This window comes from Dactylosporangium sp. NPDC051541 (genome assembly GCF_044454505.1).
Lineage (GTDB): Bacteria > Actinomycetota > Actinomycetes > Mycobacteriales > Micromonosporaceae > Dactylosporangium.
On the sequence record NZ_JBITDU010000002.1, the window covers coordinates 675,126 to 687,360 of the forward strand.

General features: G+C 71.9%; 12 protein-coding genes. 8 read left to right on the forward strand and 4 right to left on the reverse strand.

What is annotated here, in order from left to right; translation table 11 throughout:
- Positions 1–19: 19 nt before the first annotated feature.
- The 3 genes from ACIA8L_RS11230 to ACIA8L_RS11240 are packed head-to-tail and all read right to left on the reverse strand — an operon-like array spanning position 20 to position 2,806.
- Entirely contained in the window at positions 20–1,015 is a 996-nt protein-coding gene (locus ACIA8L_RS11230; protein WP_395902990.1) for a PfkB family carbohydrate kinase, read from the reverse strand.
- A gap of 47 nt (positions 1,016–1,062) precedes the next feature.
- A complete protein-coding gene (locus ACIA8L_RS11235) occupies positions 1,063–2,265 on the reverse strand; it encodes an NAD(P)-binding domain-containing protein (protein ID WP_395902992.1) in 1,203 nt (400 codons plus the stop codon).
- Positions 2,258–2,806 carry an OsmC family protein gene (locus tag ACIA8L_RS11240; protein ID WP_395902993.1) on the reverse strand — a complete coding sequence of 183 codons (549 nt, stop codon included), beginning with the start codon at positions 2,804–2,806 and terminating at the stop codon, positions 2,258–2,260. Before ACIA8L_RS11240 ends, ACIA8L_RS11235 begins: the two co-directional genes overlap by 8 nt.
- A 56-nt stretch (positions 2,807–2,862) precedes the next feature.
- On the opposite strand from ACIA8L_RS11240, the gene ACIA8L_RS11245 reads away from it, so the two are divergent.
- The 8 genes from ACIA8L_RS11245 (at position 2,863) to ACIA8L_RS11280 (ending at position 11,398) form a co-directional block, all read left to right on the forward strand.
- A complete protein-coding gene (locus ACIA8L_RS11245) occupies positions 2,863–4,038 on the forward strand; it encodes a homoserine O-acetyltransferase (protein WP_395902995.1) in 1,176 nt (391 codons plus the stop codon).
- The gene (locus tag ACIA8L_RS11250; RefSeq protein WP_395902997.1) at positions 4,035–5,402 is read left to right on the forward strand and encodes an O-acetylhomoserine aminocarboxypropyltransferase/cysteine synthase family protein; all 1,368 of its coding nucleotides are present in this window, start codon (positions 4,035–4,037) and stop codon (positions 5,400–5,402) included. Before ACIA8L_RS11245 ends, ACIA8L_RS11250 begins: the two co-directional genes overlap by 4 nt.
- Positions 5,402–5,881, forward strand: coding sequence for a CoA-binding protein (locus tag ACIA8L_RS11255; protein WP_395902999.1), 480 nt, complete (start codon positions 5,402–5,404; stop codon positions 5,879–5,881). Before ACIA8L_RS11250 ends, ACIA8L_RS11255 begins: the two co-directional genes overlap by 1 nt.
- Entirely contained in the window at positions 5,878–7,146 is a 1,269-nt protein-coding gene (locus ACIA8L_RS11260) for a PhzF family phenazine biosynthesis isomerase (protein WP_395903001.1), read from the forward strand. The genes ACIA8L_RS11255 and ACIA8L_RS11260 overlap by 4 nt, the downstream gene beginning before the upstream one ends.
- A gap of 12 nt (positions 7,147–7,158) precedes the next feature.
- Entirely contained in the window at positions 7,159–8,484 is a 1,326-nt protein-coding gene (locus ACIA8L_RS11265; RefSeq protein WP_395903003.1) for a DNA polymerase IV, read from the forward strand.
- 19 nt (positions 8,485–8,503) lie between these two features.
- Entirely contained in the window at positions 8,504–9,556 is a 1,053-nt protein-coding gene (locus ACIA8L_RS11270; protein WP_395903005.1) for a spore photoproduct lyase family protein, read from the forward strand.
- A 15-nt stretch (positions 9,557–9,571) separates the two neighbouring features.
- The gene (locus ACIA8L_RS11275; RefSeq protein WP_395903007.1) at positions 9,572–10,243 is read left to right on the forward strand and encodes a GPP34 family phosphoprotein; all 672 of its coding nucleotides are present in this window, start codon (positions 9,572–9,574) and stop codon (positions 10,241–10,243) included.
- A 141-nt stretch (positions 10,244–10,384) separates the two neighbouring features.
- Entirely contained in the window at positions 10,385–11,398 is a 1,014-nt protein-coding gene (locus tag ACIA8L_RS11280; RefSeq protein ID WP_395903009.1) for a serine hydrolase, read from the forward strand.
- An 81-nt stretch (positions 11,399–11,479) separates the two neighbouring features.
- On the opposite strand, the gene ACIA8L_RS11285 is transcribed toward ACIA8L_RS11280, so the two are convergent.
- Positions 11,480–12,226, reverse strand: coding sequence for a class I SAM-dependent methyltransferase (locus tag ACIA8L_RS11285; RefSeq protein ID WP_395903011.1), 747 nt, complete (start codon positions 12,224–12,226; stop codon positions 11,480–11,482).
- Positions 12,227–12,235: the final 9 nt, after the last annotated feature.

Here is a 12,235-nt window from a genome sequence, read left to right on the forward strand (position 1 = left end):
GCATCGCACCGGCGGCGCATCAGGCGGCGTCCGGCAGCCGGGTGATGGTGGCCGCGGCCCGGCGGGCCAGGCGCGGTTCGCCGGCCGGGATGAGCTCGTCGAGGAAGCCGTAGGCGCGGTGCCGGGTGGCGCTGCGCCAGGCGGCGATGTCGCTCCAGCCCGGTGCGGACAGCGACCCGCCGAAGTGGCGCACCGACAGCGCGGCGACGAGGTTGGCGAACGCAACCCGCTGCCACAGTGGCCGGCCCCACAGGGTCGCGGCGATGAAACCGGCGTTGAAGACGTCGCCGGCGCCGGTCGGGTCGAGGGCGTCGACGGGCACGGCCGGGACGCCGACGACCTCGCCGGTGCCGGCGTCGATGGCCATGGCCCCGTCGGCGCCGCAGGTCACCACGGCGAGGGGGACCCGCTCGGCCAGCCGGTACAGCGCCGCCCGCGGGCTGTCGGTGCGGGTGTAGTGCATCGCCTCGACCGCGTTGGGCAGGAACGCGTGGCAGTCCTCGAGCAGGTCCAGGGCGGCGGCCGGCCAGGCGGCGGTGTCGTCCCAGCCGACGTTGGCGAAGACCAGGGTGCCGGACCGGGCCGCGCGGCGCACCCACGGCAGCCGTTCGCCGGTCAGGCTGACCGCGGCGGCCGTGGCTGTCGGCAGCTCGCCGACCAGGCCGTCGGGGCGCGCCGGGGCCGGGTGGGCGTGGGTGATCATGCTGCGGTCGCGCTCGACCGCGAGGGAGACCGTCACCGGCGAGTGCCAGTCCGGGAAGGACCGCGACGGGGTCAGGTCGACGCCCTGCTCGCGCAGCACGTCCTGGCAGAACTCACCGTAGGCGTCGGTGCTGAAGGCCGCGCCGAGCCCGGTCCGCACGCCGAGCCGGGCGGCGGCGACGGCGAGGTTGGCGATCCCGCCCGGCGACGAGCCCATGCCCGGCGCCCAGGTCTCCTGCCCGGGCTCCGGCAGCCGCCGCAGCCCGGTGAAGACGATGTCCAGGTACACGTCGCCGGACACGAAGAGGTCCATGCCGACACCATATGTGCACTAAGACCATCGGAACAGTAGGAATCCGATCACAGCTGCCGGGCGAGTTCGGCGATGACTTCCCGGGCGTCGTCCTCGATGCCGTGGATGAACGTGGACTTGCGCCGCCGCAGCACCGGCAGGCCGAGCGCGTAGAGCCCGGGCGCGTCGACTACCCCGCCGGTGTGCCGCAGCCGGCCCTTGGAGTCGAGGACGGGCACGTCCAGCCAGTGGTACGAGGGCCGGAAGCCGGTCGCCCACACCACCGTGCGGATCTCGCCGCCGGTCAGGTCCAGCTGCAGCCGCGGCTTCGCCGGGACGCGCGTCGGCTCCGGACGCTCCCCCGGACCGCCGCCATCGAACGCGTCGAAGGTGTCCAGCAGCCGCACGAGCTTGAGGTCGGCCAGGGCGAACAGGTTGCGCAGACCGCCCGAGAACAGCGCCCGGCCGTCGCGCAGCGCCGCGAACCGCCCGACGAGCCGCACGCCCATCGCACTGAGCACGTTCAGGTCCAGGTCCAGCCGCTCCGGCGACCCGACCAGCTGCGGCGAGGCGAGGCCGCGGGCCCGCTCCACGTCGTCGATCTCGTGGGCGCGCTGGTCCCAGACCCCCGCGGCGTCCATCCACCACAGGATGTCGCGGCCACGGTACAGCCGCGGCATGCGCACGTGCTCGCCGACGGACAGGGTGACCGGCCGCCCGGACCGCTGGATCTCGGCCGCGAGCTGCACGCCCGTGGCCGAGGCCCCGACGACCAGGACGCCGCCCTCCGGCAGCTCGCCGGGGCCGCGGTAGTCAAGCGGTGTGACCTGCGCGATGTCCGGCGGCAGGGCCGCGGCGAACGGCGGGACGACGGGCTGGTTGCAGGCGCCGCTGGCGATGACGACCGACCGCGCCCGCAGCTCGCCGCTGTCGGTCACGACCCGGTAGCCGTCCCCGTCGGGCCGCAGCGACGTCACCGCGGTGGCGGTCCGGACCGGCGCCGGCTTGGCGAAGCGGTCGAGGAAGGAGGCCACCTCGTCGCTGGTCATGTAGCCGTCGGGGTCCGGACCGTCGTACTGCTGCCCGGGCAGGCGGGTCAGCCAGTTCGGGGTGAGCAGCCGCAGCGAGTCCCAGCGCTCGCGGCGCCACGAGTTCGCGACCTCGCCGCGCTCGAGCACGACGTGGTCGATGGAGCGGTCACGCAGGAAGTGACTCGCCGCGAGGCCGGCGTGACCGGCCCCGATGACGACCGCGGGGTATGACTCAGGCAACTTCGACTGTCACGTCGGTCGGGTTGGTGAGCGCGTCGAACACGGCGGAGCGCTTCTGGGACTGCGCGACGAGGGCCTCGATCTCCTGGCGGGAGGCGTCGGCGTCGATGTGGAAGGTCACCTTGATGCCCTCGTAGCCGTTGCGCACGTCACTGTCGGCGCCGAGGATGCCGCGGATGTCGTGGCTGCCCTCGACCACGGACTCGACCTTGCGCAGCTGGATGCCGCGGTTCTGGGCGACCGACGCGACACCGGCGGTGAGGCAGCCGGCCAGGCCGACGAGCAGGTACTCGATCGGGGTGATGCCGTTGTCCTCGGCCGCGAACACGGCCGGGTGGTCGGACTCGAACGTCGAGGAGGCCTTGTGGGTCTGCTCGGCGCCGAGGCCGTGGAACTTCTCGATCGTCGTGGTGCTGTGCACGCCGTGGTCCCACGTCGAGGACGCGCGCCAGGTGAACAGCGCCGCCTCGGGCGCGTCCTTGAGTGCCTGGCGGGCGTCGAGCAGCGCCTGTACGTTGACCCCGTTATCCGCTGACGTCATCTCGCGTAATCTCCTTAGAATCCTTGGTCCGCTTACCTATAACACCTACTAGGGCGATGGACAATACACTCTACGTCGAGACGCAGTACCACGACCTGCAGGTTCCCATCAGGCTGGACTGCGGCCGTGACCTGCACAGCGTCCGGGTCGCATATGAGACATACGGCAACCTGTCCCCGGAGCGCGACAACGTCATCCTCGTGTGTCACGCGCTGAGCGGCGACGCGCACGCTGCCGGCGTCTCCACCAGCCCACAGGGGGCCGGGACCCGGGACGGATTCGCGGCCGAGGACCGCGACGGCTCGGCCGGCAAAGCTCTCGGCTGGTGGGACGGCATGATCGGGCCCGGCAAGGCGTTCGACACCGACGAGTACTTCGTCGTGTGCACCAACCTGCTCGGCGGCTGCCGGGGCACGACCGGCCCGTCGTCGATCGACCCGGCGACCGGGAAACCGTACGGATCGGACTTCCCGGTCATCACGGTGGCCGACATGGTCCGCACCGAGCGGGCCCTGCTCGACGAGCTCGGCATCGAGCGGCTGGCGGCGGTCGCGGGCGGCTCGCTCGGCGGCATGCAGGCACTGCAGTGGGCGGTCGCGTACCCCGACCAGGTCGACAACATCGTCGTGATCGCGAGCACGCACGCGCTGCACCCGCAGGGCGTGGCCTGGAACGCGATCGCCCGCGAGTCCATCATGGGCGACCCGGCGTGGCAGGGCGGTCACTACCACGGCACGGGCCGCGCGCCCGAGGCCGGTATGGGCGTGGCCCGGATGGTGGGGCACATCACCTACCTGTCGGCGCCCGCGCTGGAGGACCGCTTCGCCCGCCGCCTGCAGGGAAGCGACGACCTGCGCTACACGATCACGGAGCCGGAGTTCCAGGTCGAGAGCTATCTGCGGCACCAGGCCAAGTCGTTCGTGCGCCGCTTCGACGCCAACACGTATCTGTATCTGTCGCGGGCGCTCACGTATTTCGACCTCGGTCGCGAGCATGGAACGCTGCGGAACGCCCTCAAGGCAGTACAAGCGAAAACGCTCTTAATCGCTTTCAGTAGTGACTGGCTGTATCCGCCGGCGGCCTCGCGGGACATCGAGCAGGCCCTGGCGGCGGAGGGCAAAGCGGTAGAGTTTCACCTGATCGAGGCGCCATACGGGCACGACTGCTTCCTGCTCGAAGAGGCCCGCCAGACGCCGATCATTCAACGATTTTTGAGGGGTACTGCCCAGTGACCGACGAGTTCGATCAGGCGACACAGGCCACGTCTGCCGAGACCGAGTCGGCCGGTGCGACCTTGCGTGTTGAAGAAGCCCGCGACTTCGGGTTCGAGACGCGGCAACTGCACGCCGGACAGCGCCCGGACCCCAACACGGGCGCACGGGCGGTGCCGATTTTCCAGACGACGAGCTACGTGTTCGAGGACCCGGAATCGGCCGCCGCCTACTTCAACCTGCAGGAGTACGGCAATACGTACTCGCGCATCATGAACCCGACGGTCGCGGTGTTCGAGGAGCGGGTCGCCAACCTCGAGGGCGCCATGGGTGGCGTCGCGTTCGCCAGCGGCATCGCCGCCCAGGCCGCCGCCCTGTTCACGCTCCTGCAGCCGGGCGACCACGTGGTCAGCTCGTCGGCGCTCTACGGCGGCACCGTCAACCAGCTCAAGCACCTCCTGCGCAAGATGACCGTGGAGCTGACCTGGGTCGACCCCGACGACCCGGACGCCTGGCGGGCCGCGGTCCGGCCCAACACGAAGGCGTTCTTCGCCGAGACGATCGGCAACCCCGGCGGCAACGTGCTGGACATCGAGACCGTCGCCGCGATCGCGCACGAGCACGACCTGCCGCTGATCGTCGACAACACGTTCGCGACGCCCTACCTGTGCCGGCCGATCGAATGGGGCGCCGACATCGTCGTGCACTCGGCGACGAAGTTCATCGGCGGGCACGGCACCAGCATCGGCGGGGTCGTCGTCGAGGCCGGCACCTTCGACTGGTCCAACGGCCGGTTCCCGGTCATCGCCGACCCGTCCCCGGCCTACCACGGGCTGCAGTTCCACGAGACGTTCGGCACCTACGGCTACCTGATGAAGCTGCGTGCCGAGACCCTGCGCGACCTCGGCGGGGCGATGTCGCCGTTCAACGCGTTCCTGTTCCTGCAGGGCCTGGAGACGCTGTCGCTGCGCATGGAGCGCCACGTCCAGAACGCCCAGGCCGTCGCCGAGTTCCTCGACGCGCACGAGCTGGCATCCAACGTCACCTATGCCGGGCTCGCCCACAGCAAGTACCGACCCCTGGTTGAAAAGTATCTGAGCCGGGGCGCGGGGGCGGTGTTCTCGTTCGACTGCGCCGGTGGCCGCGAAGGCGGGCAGAACCTCATCCGGGGCGTCACGCTGTGGTCGCACCTGGCCAACGTCGGCGACGCCAAGAGCCTCGTCATCCACCCCGCCAGCACCACGCACCGGCAGCTCAGCGACGCCGAGCTCGAGGCCTCCGGGGTCCGCCCGGGCACCGTGCGCCTCTCCGTCGGCACCGAGTCCGTCGAGGACCTGCTGTGGGACCTCGAGCAGGGCCTCACCTACGTCAGCAAGGCGGCCTGATGGACCTCCAGCCGTATCAGAACCCGACGACGATCCAGCGCGTCCTGCACTCGGCGCGGACCATCGCGATCGTCGGGCTGTCCCCCAACGAGCTGCGGGCCAGCTACTTCGTCGGCTACTACCTCAAGCGGCACGGCTACACGGTCATCCCGGTCAACCCGCGCGAGTCGTCGATCCTCGGGCTCACCTCCTACGCGTCGCTCTCGGACGTGCCCGTGCCGATCGACATCGTCGACGTCTTCCGGGCCCCGGCCGCGCTCCCGGCGATCGCCCAGGAGGCCGTCGCCGTCAAGGCGGGCGCGCTGTGGTGCCAGTTCGGCGTCATCAACGAGGAGGGCACGAAGATCGCCGAGGAGGCCGGCCTCCCGGTCGTCGTGGACCGCTGCCTGAAGATCGAGCACGCCCGGTATGTCGGGCGCATGCACTGGCTCGGCTTCAACACGTCCCGCATCACGTCGGTCCGCTCCGGCCTGCAATGACCGAGTTCGCCTACGTCGACGTGTTCGCCGCCGCGCCGCTGACCGGGGCGCCGCTGACCGTGGTGCCCGACGCCGACCACCTCACCGACGAGCAGATGCGCGCCATCGCCCGGGAGTTCAACCAGTCCGAGACGACGTTCATCCTGCGCTCGGCGAAGGCCGACCGGCGGCTGCGCTCGTTCACCCCGATCGGCGAGGAGGTCGGCGGGGTCGGGCACAACGTGCTCGGGGCCTGGCTGTGGCTGGCCTTCGCGGGCGAGTCGGGCTCGTTCACGCAGGAGATCGGGGACGAGCTGCTGCCGGTGTACGTCGAGCACGCCGACGACGGCCGCGCGGTGGTCACGCTGGAGCAGTCGCCGCCCGTCTTCGGCGACGTCGTGACCGACCTGTCTTCGCTCGCCGCCGCCCTCGGCCTGGGCCCGGAGGACCTGGTCACCGACCGCCCGCCGCAGGTGGTGTCGACCGGCGCCGGGCACCTGCTGGTCGGGGTGCGCGACCGGACCGCTGTGGACCGGGTGGTCGTGGACGCCGACAAGCTCGTGGCCGTCCTGCGGTCCGTCGGCGGTGAGGGCTGTTATGTGTACTGCTCCGCGGAAACCGCCTATGCCCGGTTCTTCAATCCCGCCATGGGCATCCCTGAGGACCCGGCCACCGGCACGGCCGCCGGTCCCCTCGCGGCGCTGCTGGTGGGCGATGGCGTGCTCACCGTCGAGCAGGGGCGCTCCATGGGCCGCCCCAGCCGCATCACCGTCACCGTCGCCGGGGACCGGGTGCGTATCAGCGGCTCCGGCGTCCTCACCGGGACCGGGACGCTGCACCTCGACGAGCCGGCCCCCGCGCTCACCGGGGCCGACGAGGGGTTCCTGCGCCGCGCGATCGACCTGGCCGTGCGGGCCCGGACCGGCGGGGAGGCACCGTTCGGGTCGCTGCTCGTCGACGCGGCCGGCGAGGTCCTCGCCGAGGAGCAGAACACGGTCCGCTCCGACGGCGACATCACCGCCCACCCGGAGCTCAAGCTGGCCCGGTGGGCGGCGCGGCACCTGAGCCCGGAGGCGGCCGCCGGCACCACCATGTACACCAGCTGCCAGCCCTGCGGCATGTGCACCGGCGCGATCGACCGCTCCGGCCTGGGCCGGGTCGTCTACGCGCTCTCCACGGCCCAGCTCGACGCGCTCAAGGCCGGCGGCGGCGTCCCCGCGGCCGCGCAGGTGGGCCCGGCGCTGCGGGACGCGGCGCGGGCGGCCGTCGAGGGGTACTTCGCCTGACAGAATGGGTGGGTGCGGCGGGCGGCTTCGATCATGCATCTGGACCTCGACGCCGCCTTCGCCAGCATCGAGCAGCGGGACAAGCCGTCGCTGCGGGGGCGGCCCGTCGTCGTCGGCGGGATCGCCGGGCGCGGGGTCGTGGCGACGGCGTCCTACGAGGCGCGGACGTTCGGGGTGCGCTCGGCCATGCCGATGGCGGAGGCGCGGCGGCGGCTGCCGTCCGGCGCGGCCTACCTGGTGCCGCGGTTCGAGGCCTACCGGCGGACCAGCCAGGTGGTGATGGAGCTGCTGCGCGAAGTGTCGCCGCTGGTCGAGCAGGTGTCGATCGACGAGGCGTTCGTGGACCTCGCGGCGGGCGGGCACGACTGCGCGGTACCCCCGGTGACCGCTCTGGCTCGTCAGATCAAGGACCGGATCGCGGCCGCGACCGGTGGCGTGACCGGGTCGGTCGGGATCGGCAGCTCGAAGCTGGTCGCGAAGATCGCCTCCGACCTCGACAAACCGGACGGCCTGACGGTGGTCGGGGCCGGCCGCGAGCTCGACACGCTGCACCCGCTGCCGGTCACGAAGCTGTGGGGGGTCGGGCCGGCGACCGCCGAGCGGCTCCGGCAGGCCGGCATCCGGACCATCGGCGACCTGGCCGCGCGGGAGCTCGTCGACCTGCTCGCCTGGTTCGGGCAGGCCCACGGCACCGGCCTCTACCGGCTCGCCCGGGCCGACGACGACCGGGCCATCGTCCCGGAGCGCGACACCAAGTCGGTGTCGGCCGAGGAGACGTTCGGCACCGACGTCGCCGACCGCGCCGTCCTCGGCCGGGAGCTCGACCAGCTGGCCGAGCGGGTCGCCCAGCGGCTGCGCAAGGCCGGGCTGTCCGGGCGGACGGTCACGGTCAAGGCCCGCTACTTCGACTTCACCACGATCACCCGCTCGGCGACCCGGGACCAGCCGACGGACGAGCCCCGCACGATCACCGACACCGCGCGCCGCCTGCTCGCCGACATCGACGTGACGAGCGGGCTGCGGCTGCTGGGCGTCGGCGTCTCGGCCCTGTCGGAGTTCGCTCAGGACGGCCTCTTTCCGGTGGGTACAGCCGAAGCTCCCACGATCCCGGCGACCGCTCCGGCCCCGGTGGAGCCCGCTCCGCCGCCGCCCGACACCGAATGGCGCACCGGGCAGGACGTGCGGCACGACGAGCACGGCCCCGGCTGGGTCTGGGGCGCCGGCCTGGGGCGCGTGACGGTCCGGTTCGAGGGGCCGCTGACCCCGCCGGGCCCGGTGCGCACGTTCAGGGCCGACGACCCGGCGCTGCACCGCGCCGACCCGCCGGCCTGGCGCTGACACCGCGTTACATTGGAGTGTGCTCCTGGACATTCGCCGCATATACGTCGAACCGGCGGCCGCCGCCCTCCCGCGCGGCCAGGCGGTGCTGGCCCGGTTCCCGGACGCCGAACGGGTCGAGGTGGACAGCCACCACCGGATCCCGGAGCTCTACGGCGACGAGACCAACGTGGCCCGCTGGGTCCGCATCAAACGCGGCGCACTCGTCCTCGGCGTGAAGAAGTCGCTGACGGCGCGGCCCAACGGGCGGTCGGCCGACTTCATCGCGCCGTCGGCGGCCAACGGCTGCGCGATGGCGTGCGCGTATTGCTACGTGCCGCGCCACAAGGGGTACAGCAACCCGATCACGGTCTTCGCGAACATCGACAAGATCACCGGCTACCTGCGCCGCCACGCGGGCCGTCAGGGCGTGAAACCGGAGCCGAACGAGTGCGACCCGGACCTGTGGGTGTACGACATCGGCGAGAACTCCGACTGCGGCCTCGACGCGCGGGTCAGCGACAACGTGCGGGACCTGGTCGAACTGTTCCGTGACCTGCCCAACGCCAAGGCGTCGTTCGCCACCAAGCACGTCAACCGGGACCTCCTGGACTGGGACCCGCGGGGGCACACCCGCGTCCGGTTCTCGCTCATGCCGGCCGCCGACGCCAAGCTCCTGGACATCCGCACCACCCCGGTCGCCGAGCGGATCGCCGCCATCGACGACTTCGTCGCCGCCGGCTACGAGGTGCACGTCAACTTCAGCCCCGTCGTCGTCCGCGACGGCTGGCTGGCGGACTGGGCCGAGCTGCTCGACCAGCTCGACGCCGGCATCGGGGCGGCGGCGAAGGCCCAGCTCGCGGCCGAGGTCATCTTCCTCACCCACAACCGGGACCTGCACGAGGTCAACCTCGGCTGGCACCCGAAGGCCGAGGAGCTGCTCTGGCGGCCGGAGCTGCAGCAGGGCAAACGCTCCGAGAACGGGTTCTGGAACGTGCGGTACCGCACCGGCGCCAAGGGCCAGTACGTGTCCGCCCTCCGCTCCCTCATCGCCGAGCACACACCCTACTGCCGCGTCCGATACGCGTTTTAAATCTACGGTTGCGTCATGCTGGCTGACGATTTCCTGCTCCTCGCCCTCGCCGACGACGGCACCAACCGGGCCGGTGAGGTGCAGCTCCACTACGGGCTCGCCGGGGCCGTCCTGCTGGATCTGGTCCTCGCCGGGCGGATCGACCTGGACGGCGAGCGGATCGCGGTCCGGGACGCCACACCGACCGGCGACCCGATCGCCGACGACGCGCTCGACCGGATCGCCGCCGCCGACCAGCCCCGCACGCCCGACGAGTGGCTGCGGCCGCTCACCGACGGCCTGCGCGACCGGGTCATCGAGCGGCAGGTCGAGGCCGGGGTGCTGCGCCGGCAGGACGACCGGGTGCTGTGGGTGTTCCCGCGCACCCGCTACCCGTCGGCGACCGGCACCGAGCCCGCCGCCGAGACCGAGGTCCGCCGCGAGCTCGCCGCGGCCGTCGACGGGGCCGGGGCGGTGCCCGCCCGGGCCGCCGCGCTGCTCGGCCTGGTGCAGGCGACCGGCCTGGTCGGCGAGGTGCTGCCGGGCCGGCCCGGACCGCAGCTGCACGCCCGGTTGGCCGAGATCGCGGACGGCAACTGGGCGGCGGCGGCGGTCCGCGTGACGATCGCCCGCATCCAGGCCGTCGTCGCCTCGATGGCGGCGATCACCGCGGCCACGGCGGCGACGACAACCATCATCACGTCCTGAACCGTCTTACACGCGTACGGACGCCGCAGCGTATCGATCGGTTGTCACATTTGTACGCTTGAATCACGGTAACGGTAGCCATTAGCCTCCGTGGGAAGCTTGCCCGGTTCGTCGGGCTCGCCGAAACCACGGGAGGAAACCATGGCCAAGGGCATGAGCCGCCGCTCGGCGCTGGCGGCCGGTGCGGGCGCGACCGCGGCGCTGGTCGCCGGCGGGACCGCCGCCGCCGCGCCGGCCGATTACGGCATCGCGGAGCTGCCGCCGGCCGAGAAGATCCGCAATGTGTACGCGCGGCAGAAAGCCAAGGCCGGGGGCGTCTGGTACTCCAACGTCAGGCGGGTCGACGCCGCCGGCACGCTCCAGCACGTGCTCGAGGACGACGCGGACCACGTCGTGCACGGATACAGCGTGCAGAAGCTGGCCGTCGCGACCGCCGTCATGGACAAGATCGACCGGGGCCAGCTCACCCTCGGCACGAAGCTGGACCTGCAGGCCGACATCATCCTCGGCGGGACCGGCATCTACTTCCTGCACACCGTCTGGGGCGACGACATCACGGTCGCCAACTTCCTCACCGCGATGCTGCTCGTCTCCGACAACACCGCGGTGCGCATGTGCGGCCGGGTAGTGCCGGCCCTCGAGGTCAACGACATCCTGGCGGCCAAGGGCTTCGTCAAGACCCGCGTCGAGCCGGTCGCCAACCCCAACCGCTTCTTCCTCGGCGTCACCACCCCGCACGAGATCACCGACCTGCTGACCCGCCTGGCCAACAAGACGCTGCTGTCGCCGAGCTCGTGCACGTTCCTGCTGAGCATCCTGCGCTGGATCAACGGCTACCACGACGGCGTGCGCCGCAACATGTCCTCGGAGGAGCGCAGCCGGGTCGCCACCAAGTACGGCGCCGACTTCAACGACCTCGGCGGGGCCCGCCACGAGGCCGGCATCATGTTCGCCGCCGACGGGGCACCGGCCCTGGTCTACGGCTTCTTCGCCGAGGGCCTCGCCGACCTCGACAACTACGGCGCCACCCACCCCGCGGTCGAGGCCCACGCGGTCCTGGGCCGCACGATGTTCGACACCATCAAGAACACGACCGTCGCCGGCGCCCGGGCGAAGACCGTCGTGCCCAAGTTCCAACCGAACGACGGCGGCTGAGGTACTGCCACAACCGCGAGACGGCCCCGGACGCTCTGCCGCCGGGGCCGTCGCCGTGCTCCCGGCCGCCGTCCGGCGCCGTCACTTCGTCGCGAGCAGCGCGAACGTGTTGGGCAGGCGGCCGCGGAACGCCGCCGCGTCGAGGCCGTCGAACCGCCAGAACGGCTCGGCGTGCTCGGACAGGTGCCGCACGGTGAGGCCGGCCTCGACGACGGCGGTGACGATCTCGCCGAGCGTCCACAGCCACAGCGCCGCCCCGGCGCCCGGGAAGGTGTCACTGACGTAGGTGCGGCCGAAGTACGAGCGGTCGCCACGAATGCGGGGCTCGTCCAGATCCCAGGTCCACAGCGGGTGCGCCGGGTGCTCCTCGTAGACGAACAGGTGGCCGCCCGGCCGCAGCAGCCGGGCGGCGTCGCGGGCCCACCCGGCGATGTCCGGTTGCCAGATCAAAGCACCCTTCCCGGTGTACAGCACGTCGGCGCACGAATCCGCCAGTGGCGCGCCGGGCAGCAGCCCCACCACGTAGGAGCAGGCGACGCCGAGCTCGTCGGCCCGCCGCTGGGCCGCCGTGGCCGCGGTCGCGCTGAAGTCGACGCCGATCACCCGCCGTGCCCCGCCCCGTATCATGGCGACGTCATCGAGGCCGTGTCCACTTTGGAGATGTACCACCACCGGCCCGTCCTCCAGCAGCGGTGCGAGCAGCTCGGCCTCGGCCGGGAAGAACGGCGAGCGGGACCGTGCCTCGTCGAGCAGCTCGTCGTATTCCGACACGTGTTTCCGCGAGGCGGCCTCCCAGATCTCCCGGTTGCGCCGCGTCACCGAATCCATGCCGCCATT